The sequence below is a fragment of the Paraburkholderia sp. BR10882 genome (genome assembly GCF_040948855.1).
GTDB classification, from domain to species: domain Bacteria; phylum Pseudomonadota; class Gammaproteobacteria; order Burkholderiales; family Burkholderiaceae; genus Paraburkholderia; species Paraburkholderia nodosa_A.
This window is the reverse complement of record NZ_JBFPKP010000006.1, coordinates 394,093-414,322: the sequence shown is the minus strand read 5'-3', so window position 1 is coordinate 414,322 and position 20,230 is coordinate 394,093. Positions and strand designations below refer to the sequence as shown.

General features: G+C 66.0%; 19 protein-coding genes. 11 read left to right on the top strand and 8 right to left on the bottom strand.

Features of this window, described 5'->3' with window-relative positions; all coding sequences use genetic code 11:
• Positions 1-7 precede the first annotated feature (7 nt).
• From AB3X99_RS18740 to wrbA, 3 genes are all read right to left on the bottom strand, one after another.
• Positions 8-1,444, bottom strand: coding sequence for an FAD-binding oxidoreductase (locus AB3X99_RS18740; protein ID WP_368617745.1), 1,437 nt, complete (start codon positions 1,442-1,444; stop codon positions 8-10).
• 140 nt (positions 1,445-1,584) lie between these two features.
• Complete coding sequence (locus tag AB3X99_RS18735; RefSeq protein WP_069268699.1) at positions 1,585-1,941, bottom strand: DUF2069 domain-containing protein; 357 nt, start codon at positions 1,939-1,941, stop codon at positions 1,585-1,587.
• A 68-nt stretch (positions 1,942-2,009) separates the two neighbouring features.
• A complete protein-coding gene (gene wrbA / locus AB3X99_RS18730) occupies positions 2,010-2,627 on the bottom strand; it encodes an NAD(P)H:quinone oxidoreductase (RefSeq protein WP_069268657.1) in 618 nt (205 codons plus the stop codon).
• A 194-nt stretch (positions 2,628-2,821) separates the two neighbouring features.
• Between wrbA and AB3X99_RS18725 the strand changes: the two genes are divergently transcribed.
• A complete protein-coding gene (locus tag AB3X99_RS18725) occupies positions 2,822-4,123 on the top strand; it encodes a YihY family inner membrane protein (protein ID WP_368606166.1) in 1,302 nt (433 codons plus the stop codon).
• Between the two features lie 46 nt (positions 4,124-4,169).
• Here the strand turns inward: AB3X99_RS18725 and AB3X99_RS18720 are convergent, their stop codons facing one another.
• The 3 genes from AB3X99_RS18720 to AB3X99_RS18710 form a co-directional block, all read right to left on the bottom strand.
• The gene (locus AB3X99_RS18720) at positions 4,170-4,490 is read right to left on the bottom strand and encodes an Mpo1-like protein (protein ID WP_368617744.1); all 321 of its coding nucleotides are present in this window, start codon (positions 4,488-4,490) and stop codon (positions 4,170-4,172) included.
• Positions 4,491-4,584: 94 nt separating this feature from the next.
• Positions 4,585-5,424, bottom strand: a complete 840-nt coding sequence (locus AB3X99_RS18715) for an alpha/beta hydrolase (RefSeq protein WP_368617743.1) — start codon at positions 5,422-5,424, stop codon at positions 4,585-4,587.
• Complete coding sequence (locus AB3X99_RS18710; protein WP_368617742.1) at positions 5,421-6,767, bottom strand: O-acetylhomoserine aminocarboxypropyltransferase; 1,347 nt, start codon at positions 6,765-6,767, stop codon at positions 5,421-5,423. The genes AB3X99_RS18715 and AB3X99_RS18710 overlap by 4 nt, the downstream gene beginning before the upstream one ends.
• A 294-nt stretch (positions 6,768-7,061) precedes the next feature.
• On the opposite strand from AB3X99_RS18710, the gene AB3X99_RS18705 reads away from it, so the two are divergent.
• The 3 genes from AB3X99_RS18705 (at position 7,062) to aroC (ending at position 10,850) form a co-directional block, all read left to right on the top strand.
• Entirely contained in the window at positions 7,062-7,517 is a 456-nt protein-coding gene (locus AB3X99_RS18705) for a CBS domain-containing protein (RefSeq protein ID WP_069268653.1), read from the top strand.
• Between the two features lie 103 nt (positions 7,518-7,620).
• A complete protein-coding gene (locus AB3X99_RS18700; RefSeq protein WP_368617741.1) occupies positions 7,621-9,606 on the top strand; it encodes an MFS transporter in 1,986 nt (661 codons plus the stop codon).
• A 143-nt stretch (positions 9,607-9,749) separates the two neighbouring features.
• A complete protein-coding gene (gene aroC / locus AB3X99_RS18695; protein WP_069268651.1) occupies positions 9,750-10,850 on the top strand; it encodes a chorismate synthase in 1,101 nt (366 codons plus the stop codon).
• A gap of 96 nt (positions 10,851-10,946) precedes the next feature.
• Here aroC and AB3X99_RS18690 read toward each other — a convergent pair whose 3' ends face one another.
• Positions 10,947-12,620, bottom strand: a complete 1,674-nt coding sequence (locus AB3X99_RS18690; RefSeq protein WP_368617740.1) for an electron transfer flavoprotein-ubiquinone oxidoreductase — start codon at positions 12,618-12,620, stop codon at positions 10,947-10,949.
• A 176-nt stretch (positions 12,621-12,796) separates the two neighbouring features.
• On the opposite strand from AB3X99_RS18690, the gene AB3X99_RS18685 reads away from it, so the two are divergent.
• Positions 12,797-13,576: an SDR family oxidoreductase gene (locus AB3X99_RS18685; RefSeq protein ID WP_028204260.1), complete on the top strand. Its 780-nt coding sequence runs from the start codon at positions 12,797-12,799 to the stop codon at positions 13,574-13,576.
• Between the two features lie 64 nt (positions 13,577-13,640).
• The gene (locus tag AB3X99_RS18680) at positions 13,641-14,081 is read left to right on the top strand and encodes a thioesterase family protein (RefSeq protein WP_069268196.1); all 441 of its coding nucleotides are present in this window, start codon (positions 13,641-13,643) and stop codon (positions 14,079-14,081) included.
• Positions 14,082-14,128: 47 nt separating this feature from the next.
• Here AB3X99_RS18680 and AB3X99_RS18675 read toward each other — a convergent pair whose 3' ends face one another.
• Positions 14,129-14,701 (bottom strand): LuxR C-terminal-related transcriptional regulator, encoded by a 573-nt coding sequence (locus AB3X99_RS18675; protein ID WP_069268195.1) that lies wholly within the window; start codon positions 14,699-14,701, stop codon positions 14,129-14,131.
• A 257-nt stretch (positions 14,702-14,958) separates the two neighbouring features.
• On the opposite strand from AB3X99_RS18675, the gene AB3X99_RS18670 reads away from it, so the two are divergent.
• The 5 genes from AB3X99_RS18670 (at position 14,959) to AB3X99_RS18650 (ending at position 20,157) form a co-directional block, all read left to right on the top strand.
• Positions 14,959-15,678 (top strand): CoA transferase subunit A, encoded by a 720-nt coding sequence (locus tag AB3X99_RS18670; RefSeq protein WP_069268194.1) that lies wholly within the window; start codon positions 14,959-14,961, stop codon positions 15,676-15,678.
• Between the two features lie 15 nt (positions 15,679-15,693).
• Positions 15,694-16,335, top strand: a complete 642-nt coding sequence (locus AB3X99_RS18665; RefSeq protein ID WP_368617739.1) for a CoA transferase subunit B — start codon at positions 15,694-15,696, stop codon at positions 16,333-16,335.
• A 170-nt stretch (positions 16,336-16,505) separates the two neighbouring features.
• The gene (locus tag AB3X99_RS18660; RefSeq protein WP_368617738.1) at positions 16,506-17,399 is read left to right on the top strand and encodes an alpha/beta fold hydrolase; all 894 of its coding nucleotides are present in this window, start codon (positions 16,506-16,508) and stop codon (positions 17,397-17,399) included.
• A 96-nt stretch (positions 17,400-17,495) separates the two neighbouring features.
• Complete coding sequence (locus tag AB3X99_RS18655; RefSeq protein ID WP_069268191.1) at positions 17,496-17,849, top strand: RidA family protein; 354 nt, start codon at positions 17,496-17,498, stop codon at positions 17,847-17,849.
• Positions 17,850-17,907: 58 nt separating this feature from the next.
• A complete protein-coding gene (locus AB3X99_RS18650) occupies positions 17,908-20,157 on the top strand; it encodes a bifunctional (p)ppGpp synthetase/guanosine-3',5'-bis(diphosphate) 3'-pyrophosphohydrolase (protein ID WP_342945945.1) in 2,250 nt (749 codons plus the stop codon).
• The last annotated feature ends 73 nt before the right edge of the window (positions 20,158-20,230 follow it).

The window sequence follows — 20,230 nt, the reverse complement described above, 5'->3', positions numbered from 1 at the left end:
CGCGCGTTCAGCGCAGCACTTTCCCCGGATTCATCAGATTCAGCGGATCGAGCGCGGTCTTGATCGCGCGCATCAGCGCGAGTTCGACCTCGCTCTTGTAGTGCATGTTCTCGTCGATCTTCAGCTGCCCGAGGCCGTGTTCCGCACTGATCGTGCCGCGATGGCGATCCACGCTGTCGTAGACGATGCGGTTCAGCGTCTTCTCGTTTTCGGCGAGGAAACGCTTCGGGTCGCCGCCTTCGGGCGCCTGCACGTTGTAGTGCAGATTGCCGTCGCCGAGATGCCCGAAGGTGACCATGCGCGCGCCGGGCACCGCGCGGGCGATTTCGGCGTCGGTTTCCTCGATGAAGTGGCCGATGCGCGAGATCGGCACCCCGATATCGTGCTTGATGTTCAACCCTTCCTGCGCCTGCGCGAGCGGAATGTGCTCGCGGATATTCCAGAACGCCTGCGACTGCGCGAGGCTTTCCGCGACCACGGCGTCTTCCACGAGACCTTGTTCGAGCGCTTCTTCCATGAGCCGCTCGAAGAGGGCGCGCGCGTGCTCTTCGCTTTCGTTGTCCGACAGTTCGAGCAGCACGACCTGCGCGTGATGCTCCGCGAACGGATAACGCAGTTGCGGGAAATGACGGCTGACGAGCGCCATGCAGAAGTCCGACATCAGCTCGAAGCCCGTGAGCAGCGGCCCGGCGTAGCGCTGCGCGAGCGCGAGGAAGTCGAGCGCCGCATGTGCCGAGCCGAGCGCGGCGAGCGCGGTGACGCGCGCGGCCGGCAGCGGATGCAGCTTCATGACCGCGGCGGTGATGATGCCGAGCGTGCCTTCCGCGCCAATGAAGAGATCGCGCAAATCGTAGCCGGTGTTGTCCTTGCGCAGCCCGCGCAGACCGTCCCAGATCTCGCCTTGCGGCGTGACGACTTCGAGGCCGAGACACAGCTCGCGCGTATTGCCATAGCGCAGCACGCCGGTGCCGCCCGCGTTGGTCGAGAGATTGCCGCCGATCGTGCAACTGCCTTCGGCCGCGAGCGAGAGCGGGAAGAGGCGGCCCGCATCTTTTGCGCGCGCCTGGACTTCGGCGAGGATCACGCCGGCTTCGACGGTGATGGTGTTGTTGTGCGGATCGATTTCGCGCACGCGGTTCAGGCGGCGCAGGCTCAGCACGGCCTGGGTGCCGCTGACGTCCGGCGTGGCACCGCCCGCAAGGCCCGTGTTGCCGCCTTGCGGCACGAGCGCCACGCGATGCTCGCGCGCGAGCTTCACGACCGCGGCGACTTCCCGCGTATTGGCCGGGCAGAGCACGGCGACGGCCGCGCCCTGGTAGCGGCGGCGCCAGTCGGCGAGGTAGGGCGCGGTGTCGTGCGCGTCGGTCAGCACGTATTGCGCGCCGATGGCTGCGGCGCAGGCGTCGAGAAAGGCTTGGCAGGCGGTCGGGGTGGAGTCGGTCATGGTGTCTCGGATATTCGCGCCTGGGCTGGCTCGCGGCGCGATTGTCATGAAGTCGCGAGGCTCAAACAGTTAGTTTGACACGGCGGTAACCTTCACGCAGCGCTCGTGGACGAGGCGGTCGCGGCGTGGAAGGCCGTCGCTTAGGCCGACTCGCTTTTAGCGGACTTTGCGGCGGACTTCGCGGCACGCTTTGCCGCGCGCTTGTACGGCGCGACATAGGCAAGCGCACACGCGAAAAAACCAAGAGCCAGCGCGACTTCCACCCAGCCGAGCCGGTTGCCGGGCGCGGGATCGGTCATGCCGCGCACGATGCCTTCCGCGAAGTAGAGCAGCACGAGCATCGCCGCCCATTGCAGCGTGTAGAGCCTGCGTCGCAGCACGCCAGGCAGCGCGATGGCGAGCGGCACGGCCTTGAGCACGAGCGCGCTGCCGCCGGGGCGCAACGGCGCGAGCCGCCACTCCCACGCAATGCACAGCAGCGTGAGCGCGGCGAGCATCGCAAAAGCGCCGAGCGCGGCGCCGCGACGCTGGACGATGGGCTCGGCGATGCCGTCCACGCGGGTATTCACAGCCGCTGGCCTTGCTCGGTGACGGCGAGTGCGAGCGCCGCGCGCGCAAGCCGCACACCCAGCGCGCTCGCGAGCGTCTTTTCATCGGCGCTCAAACCGTGGCCGCGCGCGTCCTGGCGCGCGTGATGCGAGGCGCCGTAGGGCGAGCCGCCGCCCTGCGTGGTCGTGAGCGCGCTTTCCGTGTAGGGGATGCCCACAAGCAGCATGCCGTGATGGAGCAGCGGCAGCATCATCGAGAGCAGCGTGCTCTCCTGGCCGCCGTGCAGGCTGCCCGTCGATGTGAACACGCAAGCGGGCTTGCCCGCGAGCGCACCCGAAAGCCACTGTGGCGTGGTGCCGTCGAGAAAGTATTTGAGCGGCGCGGCCATGTTGCCGAAGCGCGTGGGCGAGCCGAGCGCGAGGCCCGCGCATTCTTCGAGGTCGCGCAGTTCGACGTAGGGCGGCCCGTCGGCGGGGATGTCGGGCGCGGTGGCCTCGCAGACCGTCGAGACGGGCGGCACCGTGCGCACGCGCGCTTCGGCGCCGGGAACACTGTCGATACCCTGGGCGATGGCGCGCGCGAGTTCGCGCGTTGCGCCATGCCGGCTGTAATAGAGCACAAGAATCGGTTTCATCGGGCCTCGTCGGTGGACGGGATATTATAGGGGTTGGGTCTGCCGCCGCAGCGGCGCACCGGCGAGCGACGCGCATCTTACGCGCAAATCATCGGCAAATAGGTACACTGCGTGCGCGCCGGATCAGCGGCAAAAAAACGGCGTCAAGAAAGCGCGGCAATCAACGTGTTCACGGTGGCGAGGAAAGCAGGCCAATGGATGTGCTGTCGAGGGTGAGGATCGATCTGGACATCGTGAAGCGCCTCGCGCGTTTCGCGGCGCGGCGCAGTCGCGAAGATCGCATTGCGCAGGTCGCGGGCAGCCTCACCTTCACCACGCTGCTTTCGCTCGTGCCGCTCGCCACGGTCGCGTTTGCGCTTTTCACCGCGTTCCCGATCTTCGCTTCGTTCCAGAACTCGCTGCAGGCCTTTCTCGCCGACCACCTCATGCCGGCGCAGATCAACAGCCAGATCTTCAAGTACCTGAACCAGTTCGCCTCGAAGGCCAAGGGCCTCACGACGATGGGCATGATCGTGCTCTTCGTCACCTCGGTCATGACGATGATGACCGTGGAGTCGGCCTTCAATCTGATCTGGCGTGTGCGCAAGGCGCGCCCGTTCGCGCAGCGCGTGCTCGTCTACTGGGCCATTCTCACGCTCGGGCCGATCCTGATCGGCGTGAGCCTGTCGATCTCCTCGTACGTGTTCACGCGTTCGGCCGTGATCGCGACCGAGCAGCACGTTTCGGGCATCCTCGACTGGATGCTGATCGGTGCCTCGCTGCCGCTGACGTCGCTCGCGTTCACGATGCTCTATGTGTATCTGCCGAACTGCCGCGTGCAGTGGCGCGACGCATTGGTTGGCGGCATCGCAGCGGCGATCGCATTCGAGGCGGCCAAGCGTGGCTTTGGTTACTACGTGCGGCGTATTCCGACTTATACGGCTGTTTATGGCGCCTTCGCGGCCGCGCCGATGTTCCTGCTATGGATGTACCTGAGCTGGTTCATCACGCTCGTGGGCGCGATGATCACCTCCGCTTTGCCCGAAATCCGCACCGGGCGCTTCGACCGGCCGCGCTTTCCGGGCAGCGATCTGCTCGACGCGCTCGAACTGCTCGCGGGTCTCGCCGATGCGCGGGAAGCGGGCGAGCCGGGCCGCACGACCGAGCAGCTCGCGCAGCTGCTGCGGCGCGACCTGGCCACGGTCAGGCGACTGATCGACGGCCTCGAAGAGGACGAACTCGTGGGGCGTCTCGAGCAGGAGGAACGCGCGAAAACGCTGTTCCTGCTGATCGGCAATCCCGCGCGCATTTCGGTGACGCGCATCTTCGACCGCTTTGCGATCGATCGCGAGGAACTGGCCTATCAGCTCAAGTCGAGCAGTATCGACGCGCACCTGCTGCTGGGTGCGCTCGACAACGACAAGCTCGCGATTTCACTCGCGTCGCTGCTCGCGACGCGGCGTTTTCCGGCGCTCACGGAGGAGCATCCGCCAGTGCTCCCGCATCCGGCGGCATGACGAGGCGGCGCGCCCATGACAGGCGCGCCGTCGCATCAAATTCGAATCAAACGGAAATCTTGCCGCGGCAGATATCCGCGAACATGACCCAGTCGCCCATCAAGCTGTAGATGGGGTGACGGAAGGTGGCCGGGCGGTTCTTCTCGAACTTGAAATGACCGACCCACGCGAAGCCGTAGCCGCACACGACGGCAAGCGGCAGCCAGAGCCAGTTGCCGGTGGCGATCGCCATGCAGACGAAGCCGATCACGCCAAGCGACCCGATGAAATGCAGCCGCCGCGACATGAGATTGCTGTGCTCGCTCAGGTAAAACGGATAGAACTGCGCGAAGCTCGAAAAGTGCTCGGTATGCGTGGTGGGTTGCATCGTCTCCTCCTTTCTGCGCGGGTACGCAGGGGATGGTTGATTGAGCCATTCTGCGGCGTTCCGAACGACCGTGCAACCCGGCCAGCCACAGCTGTCAGCCGTTGCCCACGCGCGGTGTTTGCTGCGTTGCAAAAGCGTAGAGCGCGTCGAGCGTCGCATCGGGCTGCTCCGTCATCAGCGCGTGGCCGGCGTCCAGCGTGACCGTGTCCACGGGCGTGCCCGCTTGCGCGAACGCGTCGGCGAGGGCGCGCGCGGCGCGCGGGGGCGTCATCGCGTCGCGTTTGCCGACGATCAGGCGCACCGGGCAGCGGACTTTCGCGGCGCTGGCGAGGCCGTCCGCATAGGCATTGCACGCCGCGAAATCGGTATGAAAAAGCTGCGGCTCGCCGCGCGCGGAGACGCGCTCCATGAGCCGCTGGTTCATGCCGCGCAGCCAGAAACCCGGCCCGGGGCTTGAGGGCTTGGCGGCGAGCGTCGAGTGCGACCACGCGTTGACGAGCGCGATTGCCTCCGGCTCGCGCTCGCGCGCGGCTTCGAGCAGGGCAGGCGCGACCGTCATCGGGAACGCGGTGGCGAGCAGGGCGATGCGCTGCGCGCGTTCGGGATGGCGTGCCGCGAATTCGAGCGCGACGAGCGAGCCCATGCTATGGCCGGCGACGAAGGCCTGCGGGGCGTTCAGCGCGTCGAGCAGTGCGGCGAGCCAGTCGGCGAGCGCGCCGATGCTCGTGAGCGCCGGACCCGCGCTGCGCAGATGGCCGGGCAGATCGACGGCCAGCGCATTGAAACCGTGGTTGGCGAAATAGCGCGATTGCAGCGCCCAGACGCTGTGGTCGTGCTGCGCGCCGTGGACGAACACCGTGAACGGCAGCGCGTGGTCGATCGCGTGCGAGGCCGTGTAGATGTAGACCGGTTTGCCGGCGACATCGACGATCATGACGCCTCCTTGCCGGCGGACTTGCCTTTCGATGCGTCCACTTTTTGCGACGCCTTCAGTGCGCGCTTGAGGTCATCGACCAGGTCGGCAGGGTCTTCGAGCCCGATCGAGAGCCGGATCGTGCCCTCCGCGATGCCGGCGGCGGCCAGTGCCGCGGCGTCCATGCGGAAATGCGTGGTCGAGGCGGGGTGGATCACGAGTGAGCGCGCGTCGCCGACGTTGGCCAGATGCGAGAACAGCGTGAGCGCTTCGATGAAGCGCTTGCCCGCCGCGCGGCCGCCGCGCAGATTGAAGCTGAACACCGCGCCCGCGCCACGCGGCAGCAGGCGCTTCGCCAGCGCGTAATCGGGATGGCTCGGCAGTTCCGGCCACGCGACCGATTCGACCGCCTCGTGCGCGGCGAGATATTCGACGATGCGCCGCGCGTTCGCCACATGCCGCTCCATGCGCAGCGGCAGCGTTTCGATGCCTTGCAGCAATTGCCACGCGGCCTGCGGATGCAGGCACGCGCCGAAGTCGCGCAGGCCCTCGCGCCGCGCGCGCAGCAAGAAGGGCGCGACCGTGCTTTCCTCGCTGAACACCATGTCGTGAAAGCCCGCATAGGGTTCGGTGAGTTCGGGAAAGCGGCCCGACGCTTCGAAGTCGAACGTGCCGCCATCGACCAGCACGCCGCCGATCGTCGTGCCATGGCCGCCGAGGAACTTGGTAGCCGAGTGATAGACGAGATCGGCGCCGTGCTCGAAGGGGCGCAGCAGGTAAGGCGTGGTGAACGTCGAATCGACGAGGAGCGGCACGCCATGGGCGTGCGCGATCTGCGCGACGGCTTCGATGTCGAGCACGTCGAGGCCCGGGTTGCCGAGCGTTTCGCCGAACAGCAGGCGCGTATTGGGCCGCAGCGCCGCGCGCCAGGCGTCGAGGTCGCCGGGCTTCACAAAGGTCGTTTCGATGCCGAAGCGCTTGAGCGTGTAGTGCAGCAGGTTGTGCGAGCCGCCGTAAAGCGCCGCCGAGGCGACGATGTGCGAGCCCGCGCCCATCAACGTCGCGATCGCGAGATGCAGCGCCGCCTGGCCGCTCGCGGTGCCGATCGCGCCCGCGCCGCCTTCGAGCGCCGCCACGCGCTCTTCGAACACGGCGACGGTCGGGTTCGAGATGCGCGAGTACACGTGGCCCGCGCGCTCCATGTTGAAGAGCGCGGCGGCGTGGTCGGTGTCGCGAAACGAGAACGAGGTGGTGAGGTAGATCGGCGTCGCGCGGGCGCCGGTGACGGGGTCGGGCGCCGCGCCCGCATGCAGCGCGAGCGTGTCGAAGCGGCTATCGGGATTGGATGCGGGATTCGATGACATCGTGGCGGCGCGCCGGCGCGAACCGGCCTGGTGTCGAGGGTGAAGGGCATCGTAACACCGGCGGCGGGGCGCGGGGACGCCCGGCCGGGCGTTTTTCGGGCCTGATGGGGCGCACCCCGCGTGGCCGTTTTCGCGCCGGAAAACCCCTCGCCACGGCTTTCGACAGACGTTTCGGTACGCCGCGGAGCGCCCGCCGCGCGGCTTTCCTTTTAACAATCTTTCCGCTAGGATCGAATCAGGTAGGCATCTTTTCAGCATTTCCCCCATTACTAGCGGCATTCCTGGAGACACATCATGCGTGTCAGCGACATCCTCAAGGTGAAGGGCAATACGCTCTACACCGTCACGCCCGACACTGCGCTGAACGAGGCAGTCAACACCATGGCCGAGCACGATATCGGCTCGCTCGTCGTCATGGAGTACGGCGATCTGGTCGGCATGCTCACGTTCCGCGAGATCATCCTCACGCTGCGCGCAAACGGCGGCAGCGTCGGCACCACGACGATCCGCAAGGTCATGGACGATCATCCCATCACCTGCACGCCGGAAACCGAGGTCGACGAAGTGCGCCGCATGATGCTCGAGCACCACGTACGCTACCTGCCGGTCATGGAAAGCCGCTCGCTCATGGGCGTGATCTCGTTCTACGACGTGGCGAAGGCCGTGGTCGAAGCGCAGGGCTTCGAAAACAAGCTGCTCAAGGCGTATATTCGCGACTGGCCCGAAGAGGAGCGTCAGCCGGCGCGCTGAGCGCAGCCCGACTTCGCCCGATTGATCAGTATGGAAAAGCGCGCGTCAGGCGCGCTTTTTCGCGTCTGGGCCCCATGAATTCTGTCAGTGCGATTCCTGTTCGATGAACGATAGACCGATGCCCGCGGCGCAGCGCGACAAGCGTAAAGCGCACCATGAGGGTGACCACGTTTCGCAGTTCGCGCTGCTGCGCCAGCGTCGTTTCGCCCCGTTTTTCTGGACGCAGTTCCTCGGGGCGATGAACGACAACGTCTTCAAGATCGGCTTCACCTCGCTCGTCACCTATCAGGCCGCGCGCTTTTCCGGCGTCGATCCGAAGACGGTCGCGTTCCTCATCTCGGCCATTTTCATCCTGCCGTTCGTGCTGTTTTCCGCGACCTCGGGCCAGGTCGCCGACAAGTACGACAAGGCAATGCTCACGCGCTGGGTCAAGACCTTCGAGATCGCGGTCATGCTGGTCGGCGCGGCCGGCTTCTGGATGCACAGCGCGCCGCTGCTGTACGCGTGCACTTTCCTGATGGGCGTGCATTCGACCGTGTTCGGGCCGGTCAAGTACGCGTACCTCCCGCAGCGCCTTGCGCCCGATGAACTGGTTGGCGGCAACGGGCTCGTCGAGATGGGCACGTTCGTCGCGATTTTGCTCGGCACGATCGTCGGGGGCGTGGCGGCGGGTATCGGCGCGATGGATCCCGCGTCTGCTCATGCGGACCTCGGGCCGCCCCTTGGCGCATGGTGGCTCGGCAGCATGTGCATTGTCATCGCGCTCGTGGGGCGCGTGGCGTCGGCCTTCGTGCCGCCGTGCGAGCCGTCGCAGCCGGACCTGCGCATCAACTGGAATCCGGTTTCCGAAACCTGGCGCAACCTGCGCCTCGCGCACGGCAACCGCACCGTGTTCCTGAGCCTGCTCGGCATCTCGTGGCTCTGGTTCGTGGGCGCAACGTTTCTCGCCTCGTTCTTCAATTTCGCGAAGGACGTGATGTCGGCCGACCCCGACGTCGTGACCGTGCTGCTCGCCATGTTTTCGCTCGGCATCGGCTCGGGGTCGCTGCTCTGCGATCGGCTCTCGCGGCGGCGCATCGAGGTGGGCCTCGTGCCGCTCGGCTCGATCGGCATGAGCGTGTTCGGCATCGATCTCTTCTTTGCGAGCCACGCGTTGCCTCCCGCGTCCCATCTGCTTTCGGTGGGCGAATTCCTGCGCATCGCCGCGCATTGGCGCGTGCTCGCCGACCTGTTCCTGCTCGCCATGTTCGGCGGCTTCTACAGCGTGCCGCTCTACGCGCTGATCCAGAGCCGCAGCGCGCCCAGCCACCGCGCGCGCATCATCGCCGCGAACAACATCCTCAATTCGCTCTTCATGATCGTCTCGGCGCTCATGGCGATGGCGCTCACATCCGCGGGCGTCGGCATTCCCGGCATCTTTCTGACCACGGCGCTGCTCAATATCGTCGTGGCGGCCTATATCTACACGCTCGTGCCCGAGTTCCTGCTGCGCTTCGTGGCGTGGGTGCTCGTACATACGGTCTACCGCGTGCGGCTCGTGCATACCGAACGCATACCGGCCGAGGGCGCAGCCGTGCTCGTCTGCAATCACGTGAGCTATGTCGATGCGATCGTCATCATGGCCGAGAGCCCGCGGCCGATCCGCTTCGTGATGGATCAGCAGATCTTCCGCTCGCCGTTCTTAGGCTGGGTGTTCCGCCACGCCAAGGCCATTCCGATTGCGCCCGCGCACGAGGACCCGAATGCGCTCGCCGCTGCCTACGACGCGTGCGCGGCCGCGCTGGCCGAGGGCGACCTCGTCTGCATTTTTCCCGAGGGCAAGCTCACCCGCACCGGGGAGATGAACCCGTTTCGCCACGGCGTGAGCGAAATCTTGCGGCGCTCGCCCGTGCCGGTCGTGCCGATGGCGCTGCGCGGGCTGTGGGGCAGTGCGTTTTCGCGCTTCGCGGGGTCCGGCCAGGAGCGGCCGCTGCGACGCGGTCTGACGAGCCGTTTGACGCTCGCGGTGGGCGAGCCGATCGCGGCGGCGGACGCTACGCTTGAGCGCTTGCAGGAGACGGTGACGGAACTGCGCGGCGCGCGGCGCTGACGCCGGACCACGCGCCGTCCAAACCGGCGTCACGCCGCCGCTTCTCACCCGGCGCTCGCCCGACAGCCCGACCGCCCGGTCGGGCGTCGCCGCGCGCGGGCTGGCATAATATTGGATTCCCCGATTCACTTTGGACGACCGCCATGTCCGGCAACACGCTCGGTACGCTTTTCACCGTCACCACCTTCGGCGAATCCCACGGCCCGGCCATTGGCTGCGTCATCGACGGCTGCCCGCCCGGCATGGCGCTCACCGAAGCCGACATCCAGATCGACCTGGACCGCCGCCGCCCCGGCACGTCGCGTCACGTGACGCAGCGCCAGGAAGAGGACAAGGTCGAGATTCTCTCGGGCGTGTTCGAAGGGCTCACCACGGGCACGCCCATCGCGCTCCTGATCCGTAATACCGACCAGCGCAGCAAGGACTACGGCAACATCGTCGAGACCTTCCGTCCCGGTCATGCCGACTACACCTACTGGCAGAAGTACGGCATTCGCGATTACCGCGGCGGCGGCCGCTCGTCGGCGCGCCTCACTGCGCCCACTGTCGCGGCGGGGGCGGTGGCGAAGAAGTGGCTGCGCGAGCGTTTCGGGGTGGAAGTGCGCGGCTACATGCGCGCGCTCGGCGAGATCGACGTGCCGTTCGTCAGCTGGGAGCACGTGCACGAGAACCCGTTTTTCGTGCCGAACGCCGACGTCGTGCCGCAGCTCGAGGACTACATGGATGCGTTGCGCAAGGACGGCGACTCGATCGGCGCGCGCGTGAACGTGGTGGCGAGCGGGGTGCCGGTAGGCTGGGGCGAGCCGCTTTTCGACCGGCTCGATGCCGACATTGCGCACGCCATGATGGGCATCAACGCGGTGAAGGGCGTGGAGATCGGCGCGGGCTTCGCGAGCGTCGCACAGCGCGGCTCGGTGCACGGTGACGAACTCACGCCCAACGGGTTCCACGGTAATCACGCCGGCGGCGTGCTCGGCGGTATTTCGACGGGGCAGGACATTACCGTCTCGATCGCCATCAAGCCGACCTCGAGCATCCGCACGCCGCGGCGCTCGATCGACAAGGCGGGCGATCCCGCAACGGTCGAGACCTTCGGGCGCCACGACCCGTGTGTGGGCATTCGCGCGACGCCGATCGCCGAAGCCATGCTCGCGCTCGTGCTGATCGATCACGCAATGCGCCACCGCGCGCAGAATGCCGACGTCGTCGTGACGACGCCGAAGATCGCGGCCAGCGACGAGTGATGCCGATCGCTGCGGCGTGAGCCGCACGCGTTGCGCAGGCAACAAAAAATCCGCTTCAGGCTCACACCTGAAGCGGATTTTTTTCGCCTATCGGACTTACATGTTCGGATAGTTCGGCCCGCCGCCGCCTTCGGGCGTGACCCACACGATGTTCTGCGTCGGGTCCTTGATGTCGCAGGTCTTGCAATGCACGCAGTTCTGCGCGTTGATCTGCAGGCGGTCGCTGCCGTCGTCGTTCTTCATGAACTCGTACACCGCGGCCGGGCAGAAGCGCGCTTCGGGGCCCGCGTAGGTGCGCAGGTTCACGTTCACGGGCACGCTCGCGTCCTTGAGCGTGAGGTGCGCCGGCTGGTTCTCCTCGTGATTCGTGTTCGAGATGAACACCGAAGACAGACGATCGAACGTGAGCTTGCCGTCGGGCTTCGGATACTCGATCGGCTTGCACTGCGAAGCGGGCTTGAGCATCTCGTGGTCGCGATGCTGGTGATGCAGCGTCCACGGCACATTGCCGCCCAGCAGCTTCTGCTCGATGCCCACCATCAGCGTGCCCAGGTACAGGCCCTTGCTCATCCACTGCTTGAAGTTGCGCGCCTTGTAGAGCTCGGTGTGGAGCCACGACTGCTTGAACGCTTCCGGGTAAGCCGCGAGTTCATCGCTCTGGCGGCCTGCCTGCACGGCTTCGAACGCCGCATCGGCGGCCAGCATGCCGGTCTTGATCGCCGCGTGGCTGCCCTTGATGCGCGAGGCGTTCAGGAAGCCCGCGTCGTCGCCCACGAGCGCGCCGCCCGGGAACACCAGCTTGGGCAGCGACATCAGGCCGCCTGCCGTGATCGCGCGCGCGCCGTACGAGACGCGCTTGCCGCCTTCGAGGTACTTGCGGATTTCCGGATGCGTCTTGTAGCGCTGGAATTCCTCGAACGGCGAGAGATACGGGTTCTGGTACGCGAGACCCACGACAAAGCCCACCATCACCTGGTTGTTGTCGATGTGGTACAGGAACGAGCCGCCGTAGGTGTCCGACTCGAGCGGCCAGCCGGCGGTGTGGATCACGAGGCCGGGCTGATGCTTCGAAGGATCGATCTCCCACAGTTCCTTGATGCCGATGCCGTAGACCTGCGGGTCCGAGTCCTTGCCCAGCTTGAACTTCTCGTTCAGCTGACGGCCCAGGTGCCCGCGGCAGCCTTCGCAGAACAGCGTGTACTTGGCGTGCAGTTCCATGCCGAGCTGGAAGTTTTCGGTGGGCTCGCCGTCCTTGCCGACACCCATGTTGCCGGTGGCGACGCCCTTGACCGAGCCGTCGTCGTTGTAGAGCACTTCGGCGGCGGGGAAGCCCGGGAAGATTTCCACGCCCAGCGCCTCGGCCTGCTGGCCCAGCCAGCGCGTGACGTTGGCGAGGCTGATGACGTAGTTGCCGTGGTTCTTGAAGTTGTCGGGCAGCGCCCAGTTCGGCACAGCCGTAGCCCCCGTTTCGGAAAGAAAAAGGAACTTGTCCTCGGTCACGGGCACGTTCAGCGGTGCGCCTTGCTCTTTCCAGTCGGGAATCAGCTCGTTCAGGGCACGCGGATCCATGACCGCGCCCGAGAGGATATGCGCCCCGATTTCCGAGCCTTTCTCCAGCACGCAGACGCCGATCTCAGCGCCTTTCTCCGCGGCCAGCTGCTTCAGGCGGATCGCGGCAGACAGCCCGGCGGGGCCGCCACCGACGATCACCACGTCGTATTCCATCGACTCGCGTGGGCCGTATTGCTCTAAAAGACTTGCGGGGGTCATCAATGCTCCTCTTGCCATTAGAATGCTTTTTTCGGGATCGTATTGTCGGGTAACGTTCCCCGTGCCGCAACCCAACAGGCTAACATTAGCACGACCGTTCTATTCTGTGGCGTCAGATTTGGCGGGCCGACCCCGCCGCGTTCTGGCGCCTATTTACCTCTGAACAGGAACCGGAAATGGGCCGTTCGATCAATCTGGAAGGCAAGGTCGCGATGATCACGGGGGCCTCCAGCGGGCTCGGCAAGCGTTTCGCCCAAGTGCTCTCGCAGGCGGGCGCAAAGGTCGTGCTGGCGAGCCGCCGTGTGGAGCGGCTCAAGGAGCTGCGCGCCGAAATCGAGGCGAGCGGGGGCGCCGCGCACGTCGTCTCGCTCGACGTGACCGACTACCAGAGCATTCGCTCGGCGGTCGCGCACGCGGAAACCGAGGCGGGGACCATCGACATCCTCGTCAACAACTCGGGCGTCTCCACGACGCAAAAGCTCGCCGACGTCACGCCCGCCGACTTCGAGTACGTGTTCGATACCAACACGCGTGGCGCCTTTTTCGTGGCCCAGGAAGTGGCCAAACGGATGATCATGCGCGGCAACGGCGGCGGCCCGAAGCCGGCCTACCGCATCATCAATATCGCTTCGGTGGCGGGGCTGCGTGTGCTGCCGCAAATCGGCCTGTACGCGATCAGCAAGGCCGCGGTCGTCCACATGACGAAGGCGATGGCGCTCGAGTGGGGCCGCCACGGCATCAACGTGAACGCGATCTGCCCGGGCTACATCGACACGGAGATCAACCACCACCACTGGTCGACCGAGCAGGGGCAAAAGCTCGTTTCGATGCTGCCGCGCCACCGCGTCGGCAAACCCGAAGACCTGGACGGCCTGCTGCTGCTGCTCGCCGCCGACGAGTCGTCGTTCATCAACGGTTCGATCATCACCGCCGACGACGGCTTCGGGCTCACCTGAACTGAGGCGAGTCCGGCCGGCGCCCGGCATTCTGTTTTCCGCAACAACACGAAGTTGAAGTGCAATGAGTGACTACCACCCCGTATTTGAAATGACCATGCCGATCCGTTGGGGCGACATGGATGCGTTCGGCCATGTGAACAACACGGTCTATTTTCGCTACATGGAGCAGGTGCGCATTTCCTGGTTCGAGCATCTTGGCGTGGCCTCGGAGAGCGGCGACGGACAGGGCCCCGTGATCGTCAATGCTTCGATGGAATTTCTCAAGCAACTGCATTACCCCGGCGACATCGTCTGTACGATGACGGTCGGCCAGCCCGGCCGCAGCAGCTTCGACACCGGTTTCGAACTGCGCCGCGCCGACGAGCCGGACACGCTCTACGCACGCGGGAACGCGCGCTGTGTGTGGATCGACTACGCGGCAGGCAAATCGGTGCCGATTCCCGATATGTTGCGCGCCACCATCGAGCATGCCGGACTGGTGAAGTCCGACCGGATAGGCTGAGCGCCCCGATGTCGCGCGCCGCCCCGCAGTGCGCGGCCCTGGCGTCCTTACTGGCCGAGCAGCCGCTGCAGCAGCTCGGTGGCGTTGCCGGTGTCGTACTTGCGCATGAGGCGCGCGCGATAGACATCCACGGTGCGCGGGCTGATATCGAGCACGCGCCCGATCTGCTTGCTGGTCTTGCCCGTAACGAGCTGCGCGGCGATCTCGCGCTCGCGCGGCGTGAGCTCGATGGCCACGCGGCGCGTCGCGCTCAGGTCTTCAAACGTCCAGACGCCCGCCGCGTGCGGCTCGGCGCGATCGAGCGAGCGCCCCGTGACGTGGCACCAGAAGAGTTCGCCGTTGGCGCGCTTCATGATGCGGTCGTCGGCATAGCTGCCTTGCGCCGTCATGATCGGCGGGATGCGTGCGCCAATGCGCTCGAACTCGTCCGCGGAAGGGTAGAGCACCTGGAACGACTGGCCGATCAGCGCCTCGCGTACGCAGCAGAAGATTGCGGCGACCTGGTCGTTGCAATCGACGATGGTGCGCTCGCGCGCCAGTACGAGGCCGATGGGCGCGAGATGGAACGCGGTCTGGTAGTCGAGCGCGGAGCGTTCGACGGATTGGGTGGGAGCAGCCATGGCGGACGGTGCGGGTATTGCTTTATGTAGTTTTGCGTATTGTGCCGCAACAGGGGGCCAGCGTACGCTTTGCACCCATCGGAGGGGCAGTTTTCCAGGCTCGCGCGGCTCGTTTGGGCCCGTGCGCACGGCCCGGCCGGGCTGCCGGCTTCACGGCAGCGCCGCCGGGGCATGACTAGAATTGAACATCCGGACGCGCCAGACGTCCGCGCGACAAACCGGATTGGCGGATTTCCATTCGAGGAAGGGACACACTGATGAACAAGGTCTATAAAAGCGCGGCTGCCGCGCTCGAGGGCATCGTCAAGGACGGCCAGACATTCGCGGTTGGCGGTTTTGGGCTGTGCGGCATTCCCGAAGCCCTGATCGCCGCATTGCGCGATACGGGCGTGAAGGGCATCACCTGCATCAGCAACAACGCAGGCGTGGACGGCTTCGGCCTCGGCCTGCTGCTGGAGACGCGCCAGATCAAGAAAATGATCTCCTCCTACGTGGGCGAGAACAAGGAATTCGAGCGCCAGTATCTGTCGGGCGAACTCGAACTCGAATTCACGCCGCAAGGCACGCTGGCTGAAAAGCTGCGCGCGGGCGGCGCCGGCATCCCGGCGTTCTTCACGAATACCGGCTTCGGCACGCTGATCGCCGAAGGCAAGGAAACGCGCCAGTTCGGCGACAAGCACTATGTGCTCGAGCATTCGCTCACGGCAGACGTCGCGCTCGTGAAGGCATGGAAGGCCGACAAGTCGGGTAACCTGGTGTTCCGCCGCACGGCGCGCAACTTCAACCCGATGTGCGCGATGGCGGGCAAGATCACCGTGGCGGAAGTGGAAGAGATCGTCGAGAACGGCGCACTCGATCCGGACGCCGTTCATACGCCGGGCATCTTCGTGCAGCGCATCGTGCTCAACGCGCACCCGGAAAAGCGCATCGAACAACGCACCGTGCGCGCCGCAGCTGGCAAACCCGCGGGCAACTGAGGAAGGAGACCGACCATGGCTTGGAATCGTGACGAAATGGCCGCGCGCGCGGCGAAGGAACTGCAGGACGGCTTCTACGTGAACCTCGGCATCGGGCTGCCCACGCTCGTGGCCAACCATGTGCCCGCGGGCATGGAAGTGTGGCTGCAGTCGGAAAACGGCCTGCTCGGCATCGGCCCGTTCCCGACCGAAGAGGAAGTGGACGCCGACATGATCAACGCCGGCAAACAGACTGTGACAACGCTGGCGGGTTCGTCGATTTTCTCGTCCGCGGACTCGTTCGCGATGATTCGCGGCGGCCACATCAACCTGGCTATCCTCGGTGCGATGCAGGTGAGCGAGAAGGGCGACCTGGCCAACTGGATGATCCCCGGCAAGATGATCAAGGGTATGGGCGGCGCGATGGACCTCGTGGCGGGCGTCGGCCGCGTGGTCGTGCTGATGGAGCACGTCGCGAAGGGCGACCAGCACAAGATCCTCGAGGCCTGCACCTTGCCGCTGACGGGCGTGGGCGTGGTCGATCTCATCATCACCGACCTCGGCGTGATGGAAGTGAGCGATGCGGGTCTGAAGGTGACCGAACTCGCACCGGGCGTCACGATCGACGAGATCAAGGCGAAGACCGGCGCACCGCTCGACGTGAGCGCCGTGGGCTGAACGTCGTCGCGTAAGCACGATTGGCGGCGGGCGAGACTTCGGTCTCGCCCGTTTCGTTTTTGCGCATGGCTTGCGCACGGTCCGCGTGCGGCTTGACCGACGATGCCGTGCGGCAAAGCCGTTTACAATCGGCCGAAAGCCTTGATGCGCCTTCGAGCGAGGATTCCGCGATGACCGAATCGACCGCAGTGCCGCGCCAGCAATACGTCCAGTGTCTCAGTCCCGCGGGCCTGCACCGCATCGCGTACACCGAGTGGGGCGACCCCGCCAACCCGCGCGTGCTCGTGTGCGTGCATGGACTCACGCGCTCGGGGCGCGACTTCGACCGCTTCGCGGCCGCGATGGCCGACCGGTATCGTGTCGTGTGCCCCGACGTGGCAGGGCGGGGGCTGTCATCGCGGCTGCTCGACCCGCGCGGCTACGGCGTCGCGCAGTATGTGGCCGACATGGTGACGTTGATCGCGCGCACCGGCGTGGAGAAGGTGGACTGGTTCGGCACGTCGATGGGCGGCCTGATCGGCATGGCGCTCGCGGGGCTGCCGGGCGCGCCCATCGGCCGCATGCTGCTCAACGACGTCGGGCCGCATATCGAACCCGCGTCGCTCGCGCGCATCGGCGAGTACGTCGGGCAAGGCGGGTCTTTCGCTACGCTCCAGGAAGGCATCGACAACGCGGCGCTTCTCGCGGCCTCGTTCGGTCCGCTGAGTGCCGATGAATGGCGCGAGATCAATACGCCGTTGCTGCATGAAGTGGAAGGCAAGTGGCGCTACCGGTACGACCCGCGCATTGCGGAGCCCTTCAAGTCGCTCACGCCCGAGCAGAACGAGGAGGGCGAGAAGTTCCTGTGGCGCTCGCTCGCTGCGTTCGAAGGGCCTGTGCTCGTCGTGCGCGGCGCGCTTTCGGACCTGCTTTCGCGTGAAACCGTCGAAAAGATGGTCGCGACCGGGCGCCAGGTATCGAGCGTCGAAATCGAGGGCGTCGGGCACGCGCCGGCCTTCCTCGCGCCCGACCAGCTCGCGATCGCGCGCCGTTTCTTCGACGGCGAGGCCCTTCGCGCGTCATAATATGAGATTGGCCGGCATATTCCGGCGCGCGCCGATGCGCACCGGATCGTGCCGGTCCGGAAGTCGACCGTTTTTCACTTCTCAACAGGAATTTTCATGGCAGTCATTCGTCACCACGTTGGCCCGCGTCTCTCGGAAACCGCCATCCACAATGGCACCGTCTACCTGGCTGGCCAGATCGCCGAAGACACGACGCAAGACATCGGCGGCCAGATGCGCGAAGTGCTCGGCCACATCGACCGTCTGCTGGGTGAGGCGAACAGCGACAAGTCGCTGCTGCTCTCGGTGCAGATCTATATCGCCGACATGAAGGATTTCCCCGGCATGAACGCCGAGTGGGACAAGTGGGTTGCTCAAGGCGCGACGCCGCCGCGCGCGACGGTCGAAGCGAAGCTCGCGAATCCGGAATGCCTGGTCGAGATCGTCGTGGTGGCTGCGCAGCGCGATTGAGCAGCTGGTTTGATCCTTTTCGTTGTCGCCCGTCCGGCAAGCCGGTGGGCATCGCCTCATGAGTAGCGACACCGTTCCTCCTTCCCCCGCGGTTACCGCCGATCCCGGCGCGCTGCCGTCGCTCGACGACGCGCTTGCGTTCGTGCGCGAGCACGCCGGCGACGCACGTCTTTCCACGGGCGAGCCGCTCATCGAGCATGCGCAGGGCACGGCAGTCATCATGAGCCGGCTCAATGTCGACCCGCCTGCGGTGCTTGCCGCGGCGCTCTTCAATCTCGCGCCGCATCTCGACGATCCGGAAGGCGCGCTCGAAGCGCGCTTCGGCGCGGAAGTCGCGAAGCTCGTGTTCGACGTGCGCAAGCTCTTGCGGCTCGGCACCGTGAGCCTGCGCGCGGCGCAGCACGCCGTGCCCGAAGCGGGTCGCGAAAGTCGCGACGCCCAGGCGGCGCGGCGCGCGCAGGTCGAGTCGCTGCGCAAGATGCTGCTCGCGTTCGCGCAGGACATTCGCGTCGTGCTGATCCGGCTCGCGTCGCGTTTGCAGTCGCTGCGCTTTTATGCGGCGGCGAAGATCAAGCCTGCGCCCGAGATCGCGCACGAGACGCTCGAAATCTACGCACCGCTCGCCAACCGCCTCGGCATCTGGCAACTGAAGTGGGAACTCGAAGACCTCGCGTTCCGCTTCCAGGAGCCCGATACCTACAAGCGCATCGCAAAGCTGCTCGACGAAAAGCGCGTGGAGCGCGAGAGCTACGTGTCCGAGGCGATCGCGCGGCTGCAGAGCGAGCTTGCCGCTGCGCATATCCAGGCCGAGGTGAGCGGGCGGCCCAAGCACATCTACAGCATCTGGAAGAAGATGCGCGGCAAGGAGATCGACTTCTCCGAGCTTTACGACGTGCGCGCGTTCCGCGTGATCGTGCCCGACATCAAGGATTGCTACACGGTGCTCGGCATCGTGCACAACCTCTGGCAGCCGGTGCCTAGGGAATTCGACGACTACATCTCGCGGCCCAAGCCCAACGGTTATCGCTCGCTGCATACGGTCGTGATCGGCGACGACGGCCGCGCGTTCGAAGTGCAGATCCGCACGCACGAGATGCATCAGTTCGCCGAATACGGCGTGGCCGCGCACTGGCGCTACAAGGAAGCCGGTGCGAAGGGCTACGGCGGCCAGTTCAGCGCGAGCAGCAGCTACGACGAGAAGATCGCGTGGCTGCGCCAGCTGCTCGCGTGGAAGGACGATGTGTCGGATGGGCGCCAGCCGTGGGAGCAGTTGCGCCAGGCCACCCTCGACGACGACCACATCTACGTCCTCACGCCCCAGGCGCGCGTGATCGCGCTGCCGCAGGGCGCAACGCCGCTCGACTTCGCCTATCACCTGCACAGCGAACTGGGCCATCGCTGCCGCGGCGCGCGCGTGGACGGCGCGATGGTGCCGCTCAACACCCAGCTGCGCAACGGCCAGACGGTCGAAATCGTCTCGGTGAAAGAGGGCGGCCCGTCGCGGGACTGGCTCAATCCGCAGCTCGGTTATCTCCAGAGCCCGCGTGCGCGCCAGAAGGTCCGCGCGTGGTTCAACGCGATCGAGGCGCAGGAAAACATCGCCAACGGCCGCGCGATGGTGGAAAAGACGCTGCAGCGCGAGGGCCGCACGTCGGTCAGTCTCGATCAGCTCGCGGCCAAGCTGGGCTTCAAGTCGCCCGACGATCTCTTCAGCGTGGTCGGCAAGGAAGAGTTCAGCCTGCGCAACGTCGAGCACGCGCTGCACGACGCGCCCGCGGCCGAGCCCGAAGAGGAGACGCCCGAGCAGCTCACCAAGCGCGCGAGCGGCGCGAACGTCGCGCATGGCGGATCGTCGGGCGTGCTGGTGGTGGGCGTGGACGCGCTCCTTACGCAGCTCGCGCGCTGCTGCCGGCCCGCGCCGCCCGACGCGATCAGCGGTTTCGTCACGCGCGGCAAGGGCATGTCGATCCATCGCAGCGACTGCCCGACCTTCCGGCGCATGGCCGCCCGCGCGCCCGAGCGCGTGCTGCACACCACGTGGTCCGCCGACGTGATGGGCGGGCGCGGTCAGTCGGTCTACCCGGTCGACATCTCGATCGAGGCGACCGACCGCCAGGGTTTGCTGCGCGACATCTCCGAAGTGTTCGCGCGCGAGAAGATGAACGTGATCGGCGTGAAGACGCAGTCTCGCCGCAATGCGGCGTACATGCAGTTCACGGTGGAAGTGTCGAGTTCGGCGCAGATCCAGCGCGCCTGCGTGCTGCTCGGTGAGGTGGGCGGAGTGCAGCGGGCGTCGCGCAGGGGCTGAGGCGGCCACACGAGGCAGGCAAAGATTGCCGCGCTGCAAAAAATGCTTGCCAAGTCTGCGGCTACTTCATATA

Coding starts and splice junctions, on each gene's coding strand:
- AB3X99_RS18725 (WP_368606166.1), top strand. CDS start 2,822: ATGGATGTGCTGTCGAGGGTGAGGATCGATCTGGACATCGTGAAGCGC.
- AB3X99_RS18705 (WP_069268653.1), top strand. CDS start 7,062: ATGCGTGTCAGCGACATCCTCAAGGTGAAGGGCAATACGCTCTACACC.
- AB3X99_RS18735 (WP_069268699.1), bottom strand. CDS start 1,941: ATGCTCGCCGCGCTCACGCTGCTGTGCATTGCGTGGGAGTGGCGGCTC.
- AB3X99_RS18650 (WP_342945945.1), top strand. CDS start 17,908: ATGAGTAGCGACACCGTTCCTCCTTCCCCCGCGGTTACCGCCGATCCC.
- AB3X99_RS18715 (WP_368617743.1), bottom strand. CDS start 5,424: ATGATCGTCGATGTCGCCGGCAAACCGGTCTACATCTACACGGCCTCG.
- AB3X99_RS18660 (WP_368617738.1), top strand. CDS start 16,506: ATGACCGAATCGACCGCAGTGCCGCGCCAGCAATACGTCCAGTGTCTC.
- wrbA (WP_069268657.1), bottom strand. CDS start 2,627: ATGAAACCGATTCTTGTGCTCTATTACAGCCGGCATGGCGCAACGCGC.
- AB3X99_RS18710 (WP_368617742.1), bottom strand. CDS start 6,767: ATGTCATCGAATCCCGCATCCAATCCCGATAGCCGCTTCGACACGCTC.
- AB3X99_RS18680 (WP_069268196.1), top strand. CDS start 13,641: ATGAGTGACTACCACCCCGTATTTGAAATGACCATGCCGATCCGTTGG.
- AB3X99_RS18685 (WP_028204260.1), top strand. CDS start 12,797: ATGGGCCGTTCGATCAATCTGGAAGGCAAGGTCGCGATGATCACGGGG.
- AB3X99_RS18675 (WP_069268195.1), bottom strand. CDS start 14,701: ATGGCTGCTCCCACCCAATCCGTCGAACGCTCCGCGCTCGACTACCAG.
- aroC (WP_069268651.1), top strand. CDS start 9,750: ATGTCCGGCAACACGCTCGGTACGCTTTTCACCGTCACCACCTTCGGC.
- AB3X99_RS18740 (WP_368617745.1), bottom strand. CDS start 1,444: ATGACCGACTCCACCCCGACCGCCTGCCAAGCCTTTCTCGACGCCTGC.
- AB3X99_RS18665 (WP_368617739.1), top strand. CDS start 15,694: ATGGCTTGGAATCGTGACGAAATGGCCGCGCGCGCGGCGAAGGAACTG.
- AB3X99_RS18670 (WP_069268194.1), top strand. CDS start 14,959: ATGAACAAGGTCTATAAAAGCGCGGCTGCCGCGCTCGAGGGCATCGTC.
- AB3X99_RS18720 (WP_368617744.1), bottom strand. CDS start 4,490: ATGCAACCCACCACGCATACCGAGCACTTTTCGAGCTTCGCGCAGTTC.
- AB3X99_RS18690 (WP_368617740.1), bottom strand. CDS start 12,620: ATGACCCCCGCAAGTCTTTTAGAGCAATACGGCCCACGCGAGTCGATG.
- AB3X99_RS18700 (WP_368617741.1), top strand. CDS start 7,621: ATGAACGATAGACCGATGCCCGCGGCGCAGCGCGACAAGCGTAAAGCG.
- AB3X99_RS18655 (WP_069268191.1), top strand. CDS start 17,496: ATGGCAGTCATTCGTCACCACGTTGGCCCGCGTCTCTCGGAAACCGCC.